The following is a 22113-nucleotide window of genomic DNA, read 5'->3' as shown; positions in this document are numbered from 1 at the left end:
AAATTGGTTCTTAAAACAATTATTTTTTAGAATTCCAAATATAGGGCAATAAATTTTAATTTTTCAACAGGAAAACCATTAATTTTTGTTAAATCCTCAATATTTTGAATATCACCTTTCATACTTCTATAGGTGACAATCTCTTTTGCGATTGTATAATTAAAATAAGGAAATTTACTTAATTCTTTTATAGACAAATCGTTGATTTTTATTTTCTTAATTCCGGAAGTGGAAACTACAGCAAAACTTTTGTTTACATTTTCAATTACATCTGGATTCAAACCCCAAACGAAAGCTAATTGTTCCATTGATGCAAAACCGCCTAAAACCTCTCGCTGTTTAAGAATTCTCTCAGAAAGAGCCGGACCAATTCCGTAAACTTTGATTAGATCTTCTTGCGTAGCTAGATTAATATCTATTTTTGTTTTGGGTTTAACGTCAGAAATTTTATTTTCAAATTTAACATATTCCTTTTGGGGTTGATTTACCCAATCCGGAAACTTAAAATAAGGTGAAATTACTGCCAATAAACTATCTGAGACACCCGTTACTGATTGAAATTCTTTTGCTGAATTAACATATTTATTTTGTTTTCTGAAAGCAAATAAGCGATCCAATTCTTCAACTGACATTCCTAAACGATAACCTTTAACATCGGATATAAAATTCGGATTGAAAGGATAAATCGTTGGTTTAAATTCCTCTTTAACCTGTTTTAAACTATCAACATGGGATTGAAGTGCAAGCCATTGATGATCTTCTTTATCTTTTTGTGGTGTAGTATTTGAACTCCAAAAGAAATAAATGGCTTGCGTGAATATCATCACTAAAAGTAACAAAAAAATCCCTTTTCTTTGATTAAATGAATAAAGATAAAGGGATTTATTTTTCATTATTTTGCGATAAAAATTATTCGTATTTTTTAATTTCTCCTGATTTTAAACGTTTGAAGTAATCTTTCAAATCATTTTTAACTTCTGAAGATAGAAAATATAAACCAAGAATGTTTGGGAAAGCCATTCCCAAAATCATCATATCTGAAAAATCTATCACCGCACCTAAACTTGCCGATGACCCCAAAACTACAAAAACAAGGAATAATATCTTGTAAAGATTTTCCATTTTTTTTGTATTTCCGAAAAGATAGGTCCAAGCTTTCATTCCATAGTATGACCAAGAAATCATTGTTGAAAATGCAAATAATATGATGGCTACTAATAAAATGTATTTAAACCAAGGTAAAACACTACTAAAAGCTGCCGAAGTTAAAGCTGAGCCTGTTAACCCTTGTGTATCTTGAGCAAAACCGGAAAAAATCAACACCAATGCTGTCATGGTACAAACCACAATTGTATCGACAAAAGGCTCTAAAAGAGCCACAATTCCTTCACTTACCGGCTCATCCGTTTTTACCGCTGAGTGAGCAATTGCAGCTGATCCAACACCTGCTTCATTAGAAAAAGCAGCTCGTTGAAATCCGACTACTAAAACACCAATCACACCCCCTGTAATTCCATCAGCAGTAAAAGCACCGGCGAAAATTTGTGAAAATGCATCACCAACATGGCTTATGTTTACAAAAATGATTATTAAAGAAGTTATAACATAAATTCCCACCATGAATGGTACAATTTTATCGGTAACACTTGCAATTTTCTTAATTCCACCAATAATTACTATTCCAACAAAAAATGCTACAACTAAGCCATACCAAAATCCATTTCCAACGAAAACAGGAAACACATTGGCTAATTGAGCAAAAGATTGATTGGCTTGAAACATATTACCACCACCAAAAGACCCACCTACAGCTAGAATAGCAAAAACTACAGCCAAGACTTTACCCAAACCGGCATACCCTTTTTTACTTAATCCTTCAGAAAGGTAATACATTGGTCCACCGGAAACTTCACCTAAATCATTTAGTTTTCTATATTTTACACCTAAAGTACACTCTACAAACTTGGATGACATCCCTAAAAAACCGGCTAAAATCATCCAGAATGTTGCTCCTGCCCCACCAATTGAAATCGCCACGGCAACTCCGGCAATATTACCTAAACCAACCGTTCCGGATAAAGCAGTAACTAAAGCTTGAAAGTGAGAAACTTCACCCTCATCTCCAGGTTTATCATAATCACCTCGAATCAATTGAAAAGCATGTTTAAGTCCTTTTAAATTGATAAAACCCATATAAAGCGTAAAAAAAGTTGCTCCAACAACTAGCCAAAGAACAACCAACGGCATATCAAAACCTATAGATTCAAAAGGTCTATAAAAGAATACACTTGCCATAGCATCAACGGCAGGTTTTATGATATCATTGATTTTTTCATCCAAGCCTTTCTCTTGACTGAATGACACAATTGGAATTAAAATAGCTAGTAACGAAAATAACTTTTTCATGAAGTTAACTTAAAATTAATATTTGGATGAGCAAGATGCAAAAAAAAAGAATGTAAAAAAAGTTTACACTCTATTTTCTTTACAAATCGAATACGGAACTCCTTTTCGTATGAATCATGTCTTTTAATTTCAACCAAAAAGCAAGTGTGAGATACACCCCAAACCATAAACCTACGGTTACAAAAGAAATATAAATAAAGAACAATCGAACTTGTGTAGCTCTCATTCCCAATCGATCGGCTAATCGTGAAGAAACATGAAAGCCATGAAGTTCAAAAAAATGACGAATTTTATGAATCATATTTACTAATCAACTTGTTGTTTGGGTTTTAAAAACGGTGACGATTCTTCTTCTACATCTGTTATAAAATAACGCGAATCTCCCCACCAAGGAAATGCTTTATACCTTTCGATATATTGAAGTTTAACATATCTGCCTTGTAAATCTTCTAACTTTTGTAACACTTCCTCTTTTTTTGGTGATACTGAAAAAGAGAAAATTTGAGCTCCTGAAATACCTTGACTCAATTCCCCTTCCCATGTTTTGAAAACCATTCCTTTTCTACTAAATTTAATCAATTCGCCAGAGCGATACCCTTCAGAATAGGGTACAAAAAATATAAATACAAAATAGCCTAAAAAAAGTAATAAGAACAAAACGATTGACTTTACAAAAAAGCGTTTCATTTTTTGAAAAAAAGCCGTTGTTTTATTTTGTGCATCCATTTTGAATCATTTTGAGGTAAAGTTAATTAATTTTTGGCCAATTGCACAATTCAAACAGCTATTTGAGTTACAATATTCTTTCTTCAACTGCAAAACGGATTGGGATTGAAAACTATTGTTTATTGATAAACCGAATGACACAAATTTTTCTATTATGCTGTTTTTCTCAGCGGGAATTTCTGATGCTAATGCTATTAAATCATCCGAAAAAACATTCCCATTTGCATGAGCAAAAGTAAATTGTATAGGTAAAACACAATTCAAAATCAATAAATCTATAAACGATTTTGTGATTTTTTTTGCCTTTTTTGGATGAGGCTTATCAAATACATAATGTGCTTGCCAATAATCTGAAATTGAACAATCAAAAAATACATACATCTCTTTTACTGATTTTAATTCTATAATCGATTGAAAAAAATGAGTATGCGAAAAAACTAATTTTGCCAACTGAGCCAATCGAATAGTTGGAAAATTATCGGGTCGATGTTTAAAAAATTGAACTGGCAGACAAACTTGACCATTTAATTGATATTTATGTTTCAGATAATACCATCTTTTTTTCAAATCAAGAAAATAAACATCTTCCTTTTCTTCTTCTAATAATCCTGTAGCTCCAAAAAAAAGAGCTTCAATATTTTCAAGTGCATTACGCTCTTTTTTAATAATAGCATAAGGAATTTTTGAAGCCATTGTCAAAAATACTTCTCCATTGGTATTCAATCCGAAACTTTTGGCCAATAATTGAAAAAAAGTAGCTTCCCAATCAAAGACATTTTTTTGAAGTAGATATTCAACTTCGTTCGATTTTTTTTCCAGACGTTCAAAAAACAATCTTTCCATCCAATTTTGCAATGTGAATTCATCTATAAACTGAATTTCTTTCTCACAATTGATCCAAGTTTTAGGTTGCAATAATTGTTGATATTGATGCACAACTTGACTTGGTATATATCGTTTAAGTTCTAAAACCGGAATTGAAGCATTATTTTTTCTAAAAACTTCCATGTCATGTTCCCAAACAACATGAAGTATTACATTGTTATAGTTGTTATCATTTTCATGGTGATGCAGATACCAATCAGAAGATTTTAGATGAATTTCAATGTTTCCTGCCCATTTTTGACCATCAATAATAAGTTGAGCATTAAAAAAATCAGGTCCCTCTTGTTGTGTATAATAACCGGAATGTTGAATAATAACTTCCTGACCGGAAGTGGTATGGAGTTGGTTAAAATTAAATTTTTTGAATAACCAAACATAATGAAGGAATTGTTCTTTCATGGCGAATAAAATTGAAAATGGCTTATAACGAGGAGCTAAGATAAAAAAAATCCTTAACTTTTAGCTAAGGATTCATTTTTTAATTTATGTTACTAATAATATCGTGCTTGGTAATAATGTGGTGTTTACCGTTTTCCAACTCCACTAACACTGCATGATTGTCTTTGGTAATCAATTTTGAAACTTCATCAACCGGCGTAGAAGATTTTACGATAGGATAAGGTTTTCCCATAACACTTTTGATTGGTTTATCAGCGATATTTTTATCTTCTAAATAGCTTCTAAACAAATCAGACTCGTCAACTGAACCTACAAATCCGGTGGTATCGATAACCGGAATTTGAGAAATATTGTATTTTTTCATACGATCAATGGCATGTGAAACCAATTCCTCCGTTCTTACGATAACCAATGATTTATCTTTATGATTTTTAATTAAATCTATGGCTTTTGTAATCTCTTCATCTAAGAATCCTCGTTCTCTCATCCAATCATCATTGAACATTTTACCAACATAACGGCTACCCGAGTCATGAAATAATACCACAACAACATCTTCAGGTTTGAAATGCTCCTTCAATTGCAATACTCCTTTAATAGCTGAACCGGCAGAATTCCCAACAAATATACCTTCTTCCAAGGCTAATTTTCTTGTATAAACGGCAGCATCTTTATCGGTTACTTTTGTAAAACCATCAATCAATGAAAAGTCAACATTTTTGGGTAAAATATCTTCTCCAATTCCCTCAGTGATATAGGAATAAATTTCATTTTCGTCAAAAATTCCGGTTTCGTGGTATTTTTTAAATACTGAACCATAGGTATCTACTCCCCAAATCTTAACATTTGGATTGTGTTCTTTTAAATATTTTGCTACTCCAGAAATGGTACCTCCTGTTCCAACACCAACAACAAAATGGGTAACTTTCCCTTGCGTTTGTTCCCAAATTTCCGGACCGGTTTGCTCGTAATGTGCAATGGCATTTGATGGATTATCATATTGATTGACATACCACGAATTAGGAATTTCGGTACCTAATCGTTTGGAAACTGAATAATACGAACGAGGGTCATCCGGTTCAACATCAGTAGGACAAACAATTACTTTAGCTCCAACCGCACGAAGAATGTCCATTTTCTCTTTGGATTGCTTATCGGTAATTACACAAATTAATTTATATCCTTTTACGATTGCTCCTAATGCGAGCCCCATTCCGGTATTTCCCGAGGTTCCTTCGATGATGGTTCCGCCAGGTTGTAAACGTCCATCGGCTTCAGCATCTTCAATCATTTTGATGGCCATTCTATCTTTAACAGAATTTCCGGGATTGAACGTTTCTACTTTAGCCAAAACCAAACAGTTTAGCTCCGCAGTAAGTTTATTTATTCTAACCAAAGGAGTATTTCCTATGGTTTCAAGTATATTTTTTGCAAATTTCATGTTATATATTTTCTATTACAAAGATAGTGGTTTACTGTTATTGAAAAAAGTTCCATATGAGTCCGAATCGAACAATAAAATCTCTATATGGATAATTAGGAGCTGAGAAATAATCAAAACCTGTCATGGCCGAATTAAAATGCTCAGCTTTTAAATAGACTTGTGCTTGCTTGATTTTAGCATTTACAAAAAAATCAACCAAAGGAAAATCACCAATTGACGATTTATTTTGGACGTAGAAAGCAGATATTACAGGATTATAATCATCTGCATTATACGATGAAAAATAATTCACAACAAATCCGGTTTGTAGATAAAGTGCCTTTTTGAAAAAATGCTCAGAAATATAAAGAGAATGACGTAACGTTAATTCTGGAACGTTTAACACATTATCCTTTTGATCTACTTTTTGATATAAAATAGTGTTATCCATGGCTAATTTCCACCATTTAAACTCTTTTTGTGCTTTAAAACCAAGATAATTGATGGTATTACTGTATTGTTTTGGCGTAACCAATAATTGTTCTCCAGTTGAATCATCATTACTGAAATACAGATAATCATTTATGGTATTTAAATTTAAGGATAAATTTACCCATTGTGTGTTTAAAGCACCCTCAATATTGGTAATTTTTTCATTTTTAAAATTATTAAACCAATTATACTTTTCAAAATTGCTTTGAAACAATGTATAAGTATGATCTGGAATTCGGTTTAAATTTTGAAAACGAATTTGAATGGTATTTTTATCATTGATTCTATGAGCCAATTTTATATCTAATTCTGAAATGTCTTGATTGGTGATAGATTTTTTATACAATGCTTTTCCATTCCATTTATTTTTTTGAAAAAGATAAACTGTCCCAATCGAAAAAATATCATCATTAATACGATTGGGAATAGTTCCATTTTCATTAATAATTACACGATTATAAAAATAATTATAATTGAAATTTTCAACAAAAACACTGAGTTCACCTAATTGCTTATTTTCATAATTTACACCAATTTTATTAAAAAGTCGATTATATCGTAATTGATCATTGATATTGTTTAAAGCATAGGAACTTCCAAAACGTTGAATAAACAATGTTTCGTCAGGTGTAACTATTTCAGTTGCAATAGTGGCTTGATTATATTCATAAAATTTATGTTCATAATTAAATTGATGGTGAATAAACAGATTATTCATAGAATCTTCCTTATCAATTCTATATCTATGGTCAATAAAATAGCGATTCCCTTTTAAAAATGTTTTCGCATCATTCAAATAAACTTGTAAGCGAGGACGATTTCTGAATTCTTCATTCCCACTTGTAAAATCATCTATATTAAAAATTCCACCGTTTTCTCCATTTAAAATATCTTGAGCGGTAAAGTGAGCTTTCAATTCATACTGCTTCTGCTTTGTTTGATAATTAGTAGTAAATCTAAAATTACCGGAACTTGTTAATTGGTTGATATATTTACCGAGTGAACGAAGGCCTTTATAGGCTAACGAAAAATTTAAACGCTCACTTGTATTTAAGGTAATAAAAGCATTCAAACTTTGACCTTGTTCCATTACTGTTTTAAAATACAATTCAGTATGAGGAGTTGGAACATGATAATACTGAATATCGTTTGCATTTAAAAAATTAAAATGTTTTCCTCTCAGTCCAATTTCAGGGTATGATTGAAATTCATTTAAACTGAAATCTAAAGTGGTATAGGTTTGACCTTCATTTGCGAAAGGTAACAATCCAAAAATATCTTTCCGTAACAAGTTAAATTGATATTCTTTTTGGATAGTTAATGCTGTATCAACAAGTAAGGTATCCCTTTCTATCGTTATAATTTTATATTGATCAATTTTGGCTTTTGGAGCATTTTTATTTGACGTTGAAACAGAAGAACTATTTCGCTGTCCAATAGTATCATTTCTATAAGAAGATGATTTTTCTTCATTTGCCTTTTGTAAATCTTTAGCATCTAATCTCGATTTATCTAATCTGACTTGACTAAAAGAAGAAACAAAAAAGAAAAGAAAAAATATGTAACTGAAATATTTCATTCGATTGAAAAAACTTGCTTATAAATTTGCTGGACAAAGGTAGAATAATTACCATAAAAAAAACACCTCTTTTCAGAGGTGTTTAACAATTATTATGATAATTAAATTATTGTTTTACAATTTTAGAATTAAATTGTTTATTCCCTTGTGTCATTTTTAAGACATAAACACCAACAGGTAATGAATTTACATCAATTGATTGAGAAACATTACCAATTGAAGCATCAGCTTTTTGTTGTTTTAAAATTCTTCCTTGAATATCAAACATTTCGATAGTAACAATATCATTTGCATCAGATTCAAATGAAATATTTACAATGTTATTTGCAGGATTAGGCCACACAGATAAATTTTGGAAAGCAATATCTTTTGTACTTAAATTAGAAGCAATTTGTTTACAAACTTTAATACTCCATGAATTTAATGTACCACCATCACCATTCCAAGGGTCATTTACTTCTAAAGTCCATGTCCCATTTGGATTTTCTCCAATGAATTGTGAAAGAAGTTCAACAGGTTTAACTCTGCCGGAAATTGCAGGTGGTGTAGTACTACAAACAATATTTCCACCATTATCATCAAAAGTAGCATTTATATTATCTTCAGAACTACAGTTTTCCTGTAACAATGCAACTGCTGTACCTTGAGGGCTAATTAAAGTTAAAGTCATATCTTGAACCCAAGTATGTGTAATATTAATATCAACATCAATATCGTATAATGATGTAATTGAAGCATCATTAAAATTGATTGTTGAATTTACAACCGTATTAGCAACAGAAGCAATAGTAGCTACTGTATTATTAGTAACAGTATTACAAGATAGATTTACTGTAATAAAGAAAATAGGATTTGTGTAGGAACCTTGACCACATCTATTTGTAGGTCTAACTCTCCAAAAATATTGGGTATCTAATTGTAAACCTGCTGATATGAAAGAATTCGTTGAAACTATAGCCGACTCAACAATGTTAGTAAAACCTGAATTAGTTGAAATCTGAACTTCATAATTTTCTGCATTTACATCAGCATCCCATGTTAAATTAGCATAGATGGATTGATTGATTGCAGTATTATTTGGAGATTGATTAACAATTGGACTAAATACGGCACTATAAACTCTTAATTGTACAGTTACTTTTTCCTCTTCTAAACCATTGTTCCCAATAACATCAAAACTATATAAACCTGGTGCTACACCATTTAGATTGGATAAAGTTAAAGTAACATTTCCTGTAGCATTTACAGAAGTAGAATTAAACAAAGCGTTCACTCCAGCTGGTAAATTGGCAACACTTAAATTTGTTGGAATCGTACTGTTTGTAATGTATTGAAAATTATAAACGGCATTTTGAGTAGTACAAACTGTTTTTAATGGTTCAGATGTACGTATAGTAAATTTTGAATCAACACCAGTAACAACTAAAGCAAAATTTTGAGGCTCTTCTAATGTTCCTTTGTGTGTTATTGTAATCGTATAATCTCCATTTGCGTTATTTACTTGAATTTTTTCAAATGGGTCAACTATATTGTCTCCTGTTGTAGCTGCTAAAAATGGTTGAGCAGCAGTCAATTTCCATGGGAAGAAAGTTGAACTTCCATTAGTAACTCTAATATCAAGATCATTTACAAGAACTGGAGTAGCAAGATCTACCGTTCCTTCATTAATTGGCCCAGCAGGATCAGTCCAAGATATAGATGCCATTAACGGTGTTGTACCCCCTAATGCTTTTACATTAACTGTAATTGTTTCACCTGGATTCAATGTCAATTCACGAATAATAGAAGTAAGACCATTATTATTAATTGCATTTGCAGCAGCTTCACAATTCATTAATCCCCATCCAAATTGATAATCCGGACCAGCAGTACCTCCTGCTTCATCAGCAGTATGCAAAGTTAACCCCTTTACAGTAGAAGCTCTCATATAACTACCAAAAACATTATTATGGTGTTGTTGCAACAATAATAAACCACCAGCTACACCAGGAGAAGCCATTGATGTACCATCATAAGAAGCTCTTGAAGTATTTGAAGTACTAACAGGAGAAAGAACCGAAACACCTTTTGCTACAATATCCGGTTTGATTCTTGAATCATCAGAAGGCCCCCAATTACTAAAATCAGACATACTAACACTAGTAGCTGAAGTATAAGTTGTTACTTGATTTACAGCTCCAACGGTAATTCCATTTTTAGAAAGTTTTGTTCCTGATAATAAATCATATCCACCTTTATCATTTACTAAAGCATTACTTGCTCTGTCATTTCCTGCAGCAGTTACATATTGATAATAAGGATACATATTCATCACAATATCCCAGTTTTGAGAAGTCTGAATATAAGCTCCAAAATAATATTGTGGAATTTGAACATTTCCATTGTTGTCAAACAATCCAAAACCATAAGAGTGATTCGAAACTAATAATCCTTCTTCACATCTATCAATTACTTCTAAAATATCTGAATTCCAATCATGAGCCCAAACTGATGATTGATAAGCAACACCTCTATGTAATGCAGGATTTGTTCCACTTCCGCAAATTGTACCAGAAACGTGCGTTGAGTGAGCACTAAGTGTAGTAGCTCCATCTCTCTGAGTTACTCTTGAGTTTGCACCACCAAAATCATTATGGGTAGTTCTTACTGCACCACCATCCCAAACACCTGCAATCATATTTTGTCCATTAACATTTAGTCCTAATGTTCCTCCTGTATGAAGACGATTGGCTCTAATGGTAATACCTGCACCGGTGTTGTGTGTCATGTAATAAATTGGATAACCTTCACTAGTTACAAATTGTAATTCAGCAAAAGCTCCATCCTTTGTAGTGTAAGAGTGTGGCAATGCATTTCTAGACAAAAAATCTTGCATAAATAATTTTTCGTTTACAAAACGTTTTTTTAATTCTGCCTTAAATAACTCATTTTTAGCAAAATCATAAGAGGCAATAATTTTATTTCTTTCTTCTTTAGTTTGTGCATGTAAAACCAAAGAAAATACAAAAACAAAAAAGAAAAGTATTTTATTTTTCATAGTAAATTTAATTAAGATGGTAAATTTAAAACTTTTACATAAAAAACAAGATAAAATAAATATTTTTTAACAAAAAAAAATCCCATTCTTTCGAATGGGATTTAATATGATTAAGATAAAATTACAATTGAGTAACATCGTAAGAAACAACACCATCAACAGTAGTTTTAACGATTTGCAATACTTCAATAAAATCTCCTTCAGTGAAATCAGTGAAAGTACCAGCAAAAGTTTTAACAGAATTATCTGGATAACGCAACACATATCTGTAAGGCAATGAACCTAATTCAGACCCATAAGTCAAAGTGTAAGATTCAGCAGCAACAATATATGTACCATCAACAGCAGTATTTAAAATAGCACCATTTTCATAACGAGTTCCAGTAAATCCAGTACCTACTACAGTAAGTGAATTGTCAGGATTTAATCTTAATAAATAAAGATCTAAATCATTCTCCGCTTCTCCGTAAGGTCCTTTCCAATCAAATCTTACTTGTAAACGAGTAATATTTGCAGCAGGAGTTTCAGAATCACCGAAATCTAAAGAAAGCTCATTTGAATTTAATAAATAATGCGTACCTTCTTCTCCTACAGACAATAAAATTGCAGACAAGAAAAGTTTCATATTATTATTAAATGGCATTAAAACAGGAGCTTCACTAGCAGGAACTTCAATTTCGCCTGTAGCTGTAGTTTGTCCTGCAGGAATAGTTACAAATGAAGTAGTTTTAACTCCATTAGGTAAAATTGCAGTAGCTTCAACATCAACATCTCCTTCAAATGTTTGAGGAATCGTAGCTGTAAAAGAAATTGTTTGACCTGCAACAACAGAAGCCTCAGATGATGAAATAACACCTGTCAATGTTACAATATCATCATTTTGTTCTGGAGAACCAGAAATTCTATCATTTTGTTCACAGGATACAAACATTGAAGTTAGCACTGCGACATAAAAAATATTAATTATTTTTTTCATACTTAAGTTTGTTTTAACATCGATAAAAAATCGAATGGTTAAGGTTTACAATTTTTGTGCTTTGAAATTTTTAAATCCATACGTTCCAATTGCAACATCATGTTTTACAGAGAAATTTATTGTTCCCGTACATGAGAAAAAGAAACTAGCTGAACCATTTGTTCCAATTGTAGCTGTACCATAATTTGCAGGTAAACTGTAATAAGAAGGATCCCAAGCATTTTGTCTTTCAATAGTGGCAATACCTGAACCTAATTCTACAACAACTTCAATATTGAAGGCACTCGGGTGACCAAATGGATCTACCATAATAACTTTGTCATCACTAGAACCCGCAATTACTTCAAAAACATCAGTTTCATTTGCAAAAGCATCTTCTGTAAACTCATAAACACCAATAGCGTCAGCTTGAACGAAAGGACATGATACATATGTATTAAATTTGTATGCTTGTTTTACACCAACCTCACCCTGTGTATTAGGTGCAAGCTCATTAAATGTTGTTTTAACATTATTAGCATCAAACGTTTCTGCCCAAAAATCAAAACGATCACCAGGTAAAATTTCAGATAACTGTAAACCTAATGCAGTAGCAACTTCACCAGCAGAAACAGATAAATTGTAAGGGAATGAAGTAATAGACTCTAAAAGAGCATAATCACCAGCTATTCCACCAGAAACTCTTCTTACATACAAATCATATTTTACAACATTACCACTTGGGTTATTCAAAACACCTTCAAAAGTTGAAGTAGCAATTTGCGTTACGTCGATAACAGGTTTTGTCTTATCAATATAAACAAAAGCTCCAGCTACACGATCTGGTGTAGGAATTCTGCTTTCGTCCTCACAAGAGAACAAAGCAACAGTCATTAATAATAAAAAAATTCTTTTCATAATTTATTTTTTTTAGTTTAATACTAAGTTACCTGGATCCCAGAACACTCTCTTAGTTCTAGAATTAGCAGGTGAATTTGGATTATTTACTGTACTGTCAGATGGATACAAGGCAGTATAGAAATAATCAGTTGTAGAAGGATTTAAAGTAGGTTGCATATTACTTGGATAACCTGTTCTTCTATAGTTATTATAACACTCTAAACCGTTACCCCATGCAGCTACATAATACTCTTTTATTACAATCTCTAATTTTCTTGCATCGGTAGATGCGTCATAAGCAGTTAATACATAATTTACATAATTGTCAACAGCTGCAACAGTTGGAGCAGGTAGACCGGTTTTGAAATTAGCAACTGTATTTATAGACTTTCTAATACCAGATTCTAATAATGCTCTTGCATCACCACTAACACCAAGAGTTAATACAGCTTCAGCTTTAATAAAATCAACCCAAGAACTCATTAAAATTGGCATTACACCAGCTCCTAAGAAACCAGCAGTACCATTAGTTTGAACACTTTCTTGAACACCTTCATCATACTTTCCTCCAACTGGATAAACACCAGGAACAGATCTTTTTGCATTATCTGGTGGTAATCCAGAACCATCACCATGATCTCTACCCCAATAACCTGAAGTTGTAGCTACACAAAATGGCGCTAATACAGCTGGTTGATAAAATGAAGCAAAAGTAGCACTGTTATAGTGAGATGGACGTGATTGATAAGCACAGCCTAAAGTAAAGATTGTTTCACCAACAGTATTAGTATCTTGTCTGAAGAAGTAAAAAGGTCTCCTAGGATCTGCAACCGCTTTTTCTCCAACAACTGTCCACATAAAATAATTTCCAATATATGAACCACCTATAGTAGTAGCATTTTCATAGAAAGTATTATAATTAGGATGACGTGAATTAGGTAATGCTCTTGAAGTACCATATTTAAAAGAAAAATCTTCATCAACTGTATCAATTAAATCATTTTCTGCTAATAAAGTTGACATTTCAGTTGCAATATTTACACCCAAAGCTGTACCATTTAATCTAGCATTATTTAATAGCTTTAATTTTAATGTTTTTGCTACAGTTAACCATTTAGCTTGAGTTGATGAATTAACTCCACCACCTACACCATAATATAAATCTTGTTTAGGATAAATTAAAGCAGGTTGTGATAATAATGTAATTGCTTCATCTAATTCAGTTAAAGCACCTTTATAAACATCAGCACTGTTATCAAATTTAGGAGAAAGATTAGCATTACCCAAAAGAGCCTCAGAATAAGGAATATCACCGAAAACATCTGCTAAAGAAGACCATACATAAGCTTTAATTACCTTAGAAGCACCTAAATGATAATTTAATCCTAGTTCTGTAGCTTTTGGTTCCATCCCTTTAATATCATTAAGAATTCCATATCCAGAACCCCAAATACCATTAAAACTAACTTCTTGATAAGCATTATTATATGTTGTACCACCTGTCATCGCGGTTTGTCTTGTAACCTGTCTTGTAAAACCATTTACAGCATTTACATAGCCAGGTAAGCTTAACTGAATACTATTAAATACAAAGTTAGGATCCAATTGATCAGGAGAAGGAGAGTTAGGATCAACTAACAAATCTAACTCTGTTGTTTCACATGAAGCTAGAGAAAATATTCCAATAGCTACAAATAATTTTAAAAATTTATTTTTCATTTTCATAGAATTTTAGAAAGTTAAGTTAAGGTTGAAACCATAACGTTTTGCTGTTGGTCCGGTTAAGTAATCAAATCCTTGACCATTACCAACACCTAAACTTGATACTTCTGGGTCAAAATTAACATATTTTGGAAAATTGAAAGCTTTGAACCACAAGTTTTGACCAATAAAAGAAATTGAAATTTTACCAAAAGGAGTTCTCTCAATCATCTTTTTAGGGAAATTATACGATAATGAAACCTCTCTTAATCTTAAGTTTGTTGCATCAAAAATTGCTTGCTCATCAATAACAAAACCATTGTTTTCAAAGCCCCATTGTGCAGCTGGTATTTGAATATTATTAACGTTACCATTAGGCAATACACCAGGCAATACAAAAGTTTGAGAACGATCAAAATCAGTATCTTTTGTTAAACCTCTTGAAATCAAAGCAGAAGCAGTAGTTGAATACATATCACCGCCATGCGTATATTCAATTTGGAATTGTAATGAGAAATTTTTATAAGCGAATTCATTAATTAATGTTGATCTAAAATCCGCATTAGGGTCACCAATTTCAACTACATCATCAGTAGCTAAATAACTTCCGTTGTAATCAACAATTTTATTACCATTAGCATCTCTTGCTATAGCAGAACCATAAATCACGCCATAAGGTCTTCCTTCAACTGCAAAGTTACCAAGATTTGTAAATCCTGCAAAAGCTTGTCCAGCTGAATCAGAACCTAAGCTTTCAACGATATTTCTGTTAGTTGTGTACATACCGGTCATATCCCATTTAAAACCATCATCTGTTTTTGGTCTGATAATTTTAGCATTTAATGAAATTTCAACCCCTTTGTTAGAAATTTCAGAAATGTTATCAAATGTATTGGTAAAACCAGTTGATGGATCTAAATTTCTAACATACAATAAATCAAAAGAACGTTTATCATAAACAGATGCATCCAAAGTAAATCTTCTATCCCAAAACGTACTCTCGATACCAAATTCAACTTCTCTGTGCAACTCTGGCTTTAAATTCAAATTACCAAGCTGACTATCAATAGCTAAGAAATTCACCACACCACCATAAGGGCTGTTGAAGACATTAGTACCAGAAGATAAACCAATTCTCGTTTGATAAGGACTTGGGAAACCTGCTGATGTACCATATCCTAGTCTTAATTTCAAATAATTTAAAGCTTTGTTATTTTTCAATCCTGAAAATGCATCTGTAGGAACAAAAGAAATAGAAGCAGAAGGATAGAAAATAGAATTGTTAGCACTTTCTAATGTAGAAGCCCAATCATTTCTTCCTTGCATATTAAAGTATAAATATTTGTTGTAAGCTAATGTAAAACTTCCATACAATCCCACAACATTTTGAACCGATTTAAAACTATCGTTTACACGGTTTTCAAAGTTTTGATGATCCATAAAACCAAAAAGGAACTGTACAGTACTAGTAGTAGAAGTATAATTAAAAGCTTCTTGTCTTGGGTTGAAACCAACAGTACCATCTAAATTCCATTTAGAATTTTCACCACCCAATTGCTTATCAAAATTATAAGACAATGTGTGATCCCAAATAGTATTAATTCTGCTTGTAGTTCTCATAGAACCATCTGGACTTTGTGGCCCACCTTTATTTACTTTAAATTCTTGAACTTGATTGTAAGCATCATAACCTACTCTGTAAGAAATATTAGACCAACTGTTGATGTCATATAATGCAGTAACATTACCGGTCATACGTCTAACATCTTCTGTTTCTTCAACATTTTTCAACGTCCATCTAGGATTTTGAATATCTGTTCTGTAGTAAACAGATGAACCATCAATTGGATTTTGGTAAGGTACACCAAACAAATCAAAACTTCTTGGAACATATAATATGTTTGCAAAAGCTGAAACAGCACCTGCTAATGGATTAGAACCAAAACCTGCTGCAGTAGGAGGAGACACTTTATCAATTTTAGAATAATTTACAACAGAAGAAATTGTAAATTTATTACTCAATTTAGTTTGACCTCCCATGTTAAGGTTCATCCTTTGATAGTTATTGTTTTCTATAAAACCTTTATCATCAGTTCTACCAATACTTAAATTGTAATTTGTACTTTCAGAACGCCCTCCAACACTAACAGTTGTTGAATTAGCAGCACCTGTACTAAAGAATGGTTTTACGTTATTTTGAGGAGCATAAGCAACTCTAACACCTTGATATTCTGGAAAAATAGTGTCATAACCTGCAACACCAGAATACCAATGAGGGATAGTACCATCAGCAGCAATACCTTGCTGACCGGCAGTACCAAATCTTGGCCCCCAGTTTGAAAATGCAGGCGAATAGTTTTGATAAAAACCATTACCATAATTGTTTTGGTATTCAGGTAATTTAGAAATTTCAGTAGCAAAATAAGATTGAGTAACAGATACACTCATTTTGTTGTTAATTGCTTTTGAATTACCCGCTTTTGTTGTAACTAAGATTACACCATTTCTACCGGCAGAACCATACAAAGTAGTTGCAGATAAACCTTTCAAAACACTTACAGATTCAATTGTATTTGGATCCAAGTCTAAGAAACGGCTTGATGAAGTTGTTGCACCCGTTGTAAAACCTCTATCGTTGTTTGTATCAGAGTTAAAAGGAACCCCATCTACAACAAACAAAGGCTGGTTACTTAACGTAATAGAAGAATAACCACGTACAATGATGTTTGTACCAGAACCAGACAAACCACTTGTTTGTTGGATATTCACCCCTGGAGCTTTTCCAGTAAGTGCTCTAGCTACATCAGTTGATGGTTTTGCAGCAAAATCTTCATTAGAAATTGTAGTAACAGCATAACCAAGAGCTTTTTTCTCTTTTTTGATAGCCTGTCCGATTACTACCACCTCTCCTAATTGATTATCTTCTACTAAAGAAGCATTAACAACATTCGAGGCTCCAATCTTAATTGAAGACGCTTTGTAACCTACGAAAGAAATATCTAAAATTTCTCCCGCACTTGCTTTGATAGAAAATTTCCCATCAAAATCTGTTGATGTACCTCTGTTGGTACCTTTTACAACAACTGTTGCTCCTGGCAACGGCATACCGCTAGCATCAGTAACAGTACCTGTTACAGTTTTCTCTTGTGCGAACGAAAACTGCATTGAAAACGCTAGTAAAAGCGTAAAAATCCATTTGAACTTCGATCTCATATTAAATTTATTTGAGTTAGTTATTCCGCAAACTTCTTAATAATTTATTAAATAAACAAATATTACTTCGGAATAATATTATTTATTTGTGTTAAAAAAGTTGCAGACAGTTCGATGTTAAAGCACAAACTTATACTTTAGATGCAAAAAAATTGATTTGGTTGCGTGACCAAATAAAAAAATTCCAATTATGCTTTTACAAAAATTTTCTGATTATTTAATTGAATGTGGAACCGATGAAGCCGGAAGAGGTTGTTTAGCCGGTCCGGTTACAGCAGCGGCTGTCATTTTACCGGACAACTTTTTCTTAAAAGAATTAAATGATTCTAAACAACTTTCTGAAAAAACAAGAGAAAAGATTAGACCTATTATTGAAGCAGAAGCTATTGCTTTTCATTTTGAACACATCGAACCGGAAATAATTGACAAAATAAATATTTTGAACGCTTCTATTTTTGCCATGCAAGAAAGCATCAAAAAATTAAATCCTATACCTGAATATATAATTGTTGATGGTAATCGATTTAAACCAATAATGGACATTCCTTTTCAATGTATTGTTAAAGGTGATAGTAAATATAAAAGTATTGCCGCAGCGTCCGTCTTAGCTAAAACCTATCGTGATGATTATATGAATAATATTCATGAAGAATTTCCAATGTATCATTGGAATAAAAACAAAGGTTATCCAACAAAAGAACACCGAGAGGCTATTGCTAAATTTGGCATAACAAAATACCACCGCATTAGCTTTCGGTTATTGCCTGATCAATATACGTTAGATTTATGATTGTATCTTAAAAGTAGCTTCGAACAATTGTTCAAAATAAAATTGAATTTTTTCTTTTACTTCATTTTCATCAACATGTTGCACTCCTAATTCATTACGAAGTGTTGTAACAGCTTTCCCTTTTATGCCACAGGGAATGATATAATCAAAGTAAGACAAATCAACATTTACATTCAAAGCAAATCCATGCATGGTAACCCATCTTGAAGCTTTTACACCCATAGCACAAATTTTTCTGGCAAATGGAGTTCCAACATCAAACCATACCCCGGTTTCTCCAGGACTTCTTTCCGCTTTCAATCCATAATCGGCCAAAGTAAGAATGATGACTTCTTCTAGCAAACGCAAATACTTATGAATATCCGTAAAAAAATTTTCTAAATCTAAAATGGGATAACCAACTATTTGTCCGGGACCATGATACGTAATATCTCCGCCTCTATTAATTTTAAAAAACTCAGCTCCTTTTTCGGTAAGTTGTTTTTCATTTAACAATAAATTTGAAAAATCGCCACTTTTACCCAAAGTATAAACATGAGGATGTTCAACAAATAAAAAGTAATTCGGTGTTTCCAGAATACTATTTTCTCTTCTGTTTTGAATTTTTATATCCACAATTTCTTGAAACAACTCTTCTTGTAAATCCCAAGTTGCTTGATACGCTTTTTGATGCAAATCTTCAAGAATAATAGTTTTGTTCATATCTAATTTTAAAAAAAACAAAGATACAATTTAAAGAGCATATATATTAAGGTGTAATTTCGAAAAAAAACAAATCAAAATCTATTGAAATCGATTCTTATTTTGACTTTGACAGATATTTAAATAATAACTATCTTTGCCAGCTCAAATTTTGGACATTATGCAACTATCGGAACAAGAAATTATTCGTAGAGAAAAATTAGACCTTTTAAGACAAATGGACATTAATCCGTATCCTGCGGATTTATTTCCTGTTAATCATACTTCAAAAGACATTAAAACCAAATTTGAAGAAGGTAAAAAGGTAATTGTTGCTGGTAGAATAATGAGTTCCAGAATTCAAGGAAAAGCTTCTTTCGCTTCTTTGCAAGATAGCGAAGGGAGAATTCAATTGTATGTAAACAGAGATGAACTTTGTCCGGGCGAAAACAAAGACTTATACAACGAAGTTTTCAAAAAATTAATTGATTTAGGCGATTTTATTGGTGTTGAAGGCACACTTTTTACGACACAAGTTGGCGAAAAAACAGTAAAGGTTACAGATTTAAAATTGTTGAGTAAAACTCTGAAGCCATTACCTTTACCTAAAACTGATTCAGAAGGAAATATTTATGACGCATTTACAGATCCTGAACTCAGATACAGAATGCGTTATGTTGATTTAGTTGTGAATCCACAAGTAAAAGAAGTTTTCGTAAAAAGAACAAAATTGTTCAATGCTATGCGTAATTTCTTTAATGAAAAAGGATATTTTGAAGTGGAAACACCCATATTGCAATCTATTCCGGGGGGAGCAGCTGCCAGACCTTTTATAACACATCATAATAGCTTAGATATTCCATTATACATGCGAATTGCCAACGAACTATATTTAAAAAGATTAATTGTTGGTGGTTTTGATGGCGTTTATGAATTTTCAAAAAATTTCAGAAACGAAGGAATGGACAGAACCCATAATCCCGAATTTACAGCCATGGAAATTTATGTGGCGTATAAAGATTATAATTGGATGATGGAATTCACTGAAAATCTATTGGAATATTGTGCTGTTCAAGTAAATGGAACAACTGAGGCCACTTTTGGAGAGCATAAAGTAAATTTTAAAGCTCCCTATCCAAGAGTAACAATGACTGATGCCATTAAACAATTTACCGGTTTTGATATTTCCGGAAAAACGGAAGAAGAAATCAGAAAAGCAGCTATTGAAATGGGCATTCCTGTAGATGATTCTATGGGTAAAGGGAAGTTAATTGATGAAATTTTTGGTGCTAAATGTGAAGGAAATTTTATCCAACCAACATTTATCACTGATTATCCCAAAGAAATGAGTCCTTTGTGTAAAGAACACCGTTCAAACCCTGAATTGACCGAGCGTTTTGAATTAATGATTTGCGGCAAAGAAGTAGCTAATGCTTATTCTGAATTAAATGACCCCATTGACCAAAGAGAACGTTTTGAAAATCAATTAAAATTGGCTGATCGTGGAGATGACGAAGCGATGTTTATTGACAACGATTTTTTAAGAGCTTTAGAATACGGCATGCCACCAACTTCCGGATTAGGAATCGGAATGGATAGGTTAATCATGTTTTTAACGAATAATCAATCCATTCAGGAAGTTTTGTTTTTCCCTCAGATGCGTCCGGAGAAAAAACAAGTTGAATTAACAGATGATGAAAAAATAATTGCCAATCTTCTTAAAGAAAACAACAGTATAGCTTTATCAGAACTGAAAGAAAAAGCAGCGATGAGTGGAAAAAAATGGGATGCAGCAATGAAAGGTTTATCCAAACACAACCTCATTAAAGTACTGGTTGAAGGTGATTCAAAAACCGTAGAGCTTAAATAAAAAATAATTCAAAATCCCGAATATTCGGGATTTTTTGTTAAATAAAACATAAGAATTAAACCATTTGTAAAGAGACTTGTCTTATCATCAAAATCTTAAAATTTAATCATCATGAAAAATGTAGTTTTAACAACAGTATTATTACTTAACTTAGTTTGTTTTGCACAAGATGAAAAACCTAAAATGGAAGAAAGAAAAGCAAAAATGGAAAAGCTAGAATCGTTTACTCCTGAACAACAAGCTGAACTTCAATTGAAAAAAATGACTTTAGAATTAAGCTTGGATACAAAACAACAGGAACAATTAAAAAAAGTATTGCTTAATCAAGCCAAAAAAAGAGAAGCAACTCGAAATGAAATCAAATCAAAAAAAGAAAAAGGAGAAAACCTTTCAAAAGATGAACGTTTCGCAATGCAAAGTAAAATGCTGGATGAAAAATTAGCCTTAAAAGAAGAAATGAAAAAAATTCTTACTGCCGACCAATTTAAAAAATGGGAAGAGAACATCGAAAAACGTGAGGAAAGAAAAGAAAAATTTATGTCTAAAAGACAAAATGCTAAAAACAAGCAATAACATTTTTTGAATTAAAATTTTGTTTGTATTCCATTTTAACTTATATTCGCTCATTAACTAATAAAAAAGAGATAAATAGTATGAAAAAATTTGTTTCCATCTGTATATGTTTGTTTGCATTTTCATTGACTTCAAATGCACAAAGCACTTTAAAACCTGCTAATGTAAAACAAGAAAAGTCTGCTGAGGACATGAAAACTGCTAACATTAAAACAATCAGCGAAATTACATCTGTTATAAAAATTGATGAAAGTTTTAAAAATGATTTAATGACTTTGTTTACCATGCGTGATGAAGCCGTTATGAATGCTACAAATGACAATGATAGAGCTATGATTTATCAAAGATATGGAGAAAAGCTTTTAGCAGGTCTATCAGATGAGCAAAGAAGTACGTTAAAACAAAAACCGGAATTGTATCAAAGAATTACGGAATACAAACCTTCTAAATAACAACAAAAAATCCCGATTAATTCGGGATTTT

17 protein-coding genes are annotated in these 22113 nt (G+C 32.2%); 4 read left to right on the top strand and 13 right to left on the bottom strand.

The genetic code is table 11. The features are described from left to right. Positions 1-26: 26 nt before the first annotated feature. From H601_RS0105700 to H601_RS0105645, 12 genes are all read right to left on the bottom strand, one after another. Positions 27-893: a ComEA family DNA-binding protein gene (locus H601_RS0105700; protein ID WP_026710611.1), complete on the bottom strand. Its 867-nt coding sequence runs from the start codon at positions 891-893 to the stop codon at positions 27-29. 16 nt (positions 894-909) lie between these two features. Further along, the gene (locus H601_RS0105695) at positions 910-2406 is read right to left on the bottom strand and encodes an alanine/glycine:cation symporter family protein (protein WP_026710610.1); all 1497 of its coding nucleotides are present in this window, start codon (positions 2404-2406) and stop codon (positions 910-912) included. 79 nt (positions 2407-2485) lie between these two features. Then, positions 2486-2707 (bottom strand): PspC family transcriptional regulator, encoded by a 222-nt coding sequence (locus H601_RS0105690; RefSeq protein WP_026710609.1) that lies wholly within the window; start codon positions 2705-2707, stop codon positions 2486-2488. A 5-nt stretch (positions 2708-2712) separates the two neighbouring features. After that, positions 2713-3093 (bottom strand): hypothetical protein, encoded by a 381-nt coding sequence (locus H601_RS0105685; RefSeq protein ID WP_026710608.1) that lies wholly within the window; start codon positions 3091-3093, stop codon positions 2713-2715. A 45-nt stretch (positions 3094-3138) separates the two neighbouring features. Then, positions 3139-4416 carry a DUF2851 family protein gene (locus H601_RS0105680; protein ID WP_026710607.1) on the bottom strand — a complete coding sequence of 426 codons (1278 nt, stop codon included), beginning with the start codon at positions 4414-4416 and terminating at the stop codon, positions 3139-3141. A gap of 79 nt (positions 4417-4495) precedes the next feature. Next, on the bottom strand, positions 4496-5857 hold the full coding sequence (locus H601_RS0105675; RefSeq protein WP_026710606.1) for a pyridoxal-phosphate dependent enzyme: 1362 nt from the start codon (positions 5855-5857) through the stop codon (positions 4496-4498). A gap of 37 nt (positions 5858-5894) precedes the next feature. Continuing rightward, positions 5895-7910: a putative porin gene (locus H601_RS0105670; protein WP_026710605.1), complete on the bottom strand. Its 2016-nt coding sequence runs from the start codon at positions 7908-7910 to the stop codon at positions 5895-5897. Between the two features lie 106 nt (positions 7911-8016). Beyond that, positions 8017-10947 (bottom strand): S8 family serine peptidase, encoded by a 2931-nt coding sequence (locus H601_RS16085; RefSeq protein WP_051220671.1) that lies wholly within the window; start codon positions 10945-10947, stop codon positions 8017-8019. A gap of 121 nt (positions 10948-11068) precedes the next feature. After that, complete coding sequence (locus H601_RS0105660) at positions 11069-11923, bottom strand: hypothetical protein (RefSeq protein ID WP_026710604.1); 855 nt, start codon at positions 11921-11923, stop codon at positions 11069-11071. 45 nt (positions 11924-11968) lie between these two features. Then, positions 11969-12820, bottom strand: a complete 852-nt coding sequence (locus tag H601_RS0105655) for a hypothetical protein (protein WP_026710603.1) — start codon at positions 12818-12820, stop codon at positions 11969-11971. A 12-nt stretch (positions 12821-12832) separates the two neighbouring features. After that, complete coding sequence (locus H601_RS16080) at positions 12833-14521, bottom strand: SusD/RagB family nutrient-binding outer membrane lipoprotein (RefSeq protein ID WP_169628252.1); 1689 nt, start codon at positions 14519-14521, stop codon at positions 12833-12835. A gap of 12 nt (positions 14522-14533) precedes the next feature. Further along, positions 14534-17716, bottom strand: coding sequence for a SusC/RagA family TonB-linked outer membrane protein (locus H601_RS0105645; RefSeq protein WP_026710602.1), 3183 nt, complete (start codon positions 17714-17716; stop codon positions 14534-14536). A gap of 190 nt (positions 17717-17906) precedes the next feature. Between H601_RS0105645 and H601_RS0105640 the strand changes: the two genes are divergently transcribed. Next, positions 17907-18506: a ribonuclease HII gene (locus H601_RS0105640; RefSeq protein ID WP_026710601.1), complete on the top strand. Its 600-nt coding sequence runs from the start codon at positions 17907-17909 to the stop codon at positions 18504-18506. Here the strand turns inward: H601_RS0105640 and lipB are convergent. Beyond that, positions 18501-19208 (bottom strand): lipoyl(octanoyl) transferase LipB, encoded by a 708-nt coding sequence (lipB, locus tag H601_RS0105635; RefSeq protein WP_026710600.1) that lies wholly within the window; start codon positions 19206-19208, stop codon positions 18501-18503. The two genes, H601_RS0105640 and lipB, sit on opposite strands and share 6 nt — an antisense overlap. A gap of 160 nt (positions 19209-19368) precedes the next feature. On the opposite strand from lipB, the gene lysS reads away from it, so the two are divergent. The 3 genes from lysS to H601_RS0105620 all read left to right on the top strand — a co-directional run bounded on the left by lysS (position 19369) and on the right by H601_RS0105620 (position 22082). Beyond that, positions 19369-21057, top strand: a complete 1689-nt coding sequence (gene lysS / locus H601_RS0105630) for a lysine--tRNA ligase (protein WP_026710599.1) — start codon at positions 19369-19371, stop codon at positions 21055-21057. Positions 21058-21168: 111 nt separating this feature from the next. Further along, entirely contained in the window at positions 21169-21630 is a 462-nt protein-coding gene (locus H601_RS0105625; RefSeq protein ID WP_026710598.1) for a hypothetical protein, read from the top strand. Between the two features lie 80 nt (positions 21631-21710). Continuing rightward, positions 21711-22082, top strand: a complete 372-nt coding sequence (locus H601_RS0105620) for a hypothetical protein (RefSeq protein WP_156900351.1) — start codon at positions 21711-21713, stop codon at positions 22080-22082. Positions 22083-22113: the final 31 nt, after the last annotated feature.

The sequence above is a fragment of the Flavobacterium filum DSM 17961 genome (genome assembly GCF_000425465.1).
GTDB classification, from domain to species: Bacteria; Bacteroidota; Bacteroidia; order Flavobacteriales; family Flavobacteriaceae; genus Flavobacterium; species Flavobacterium filum.
This window is presented reverse-complemented; position numbering and strand designations above follow the sequence as displayed.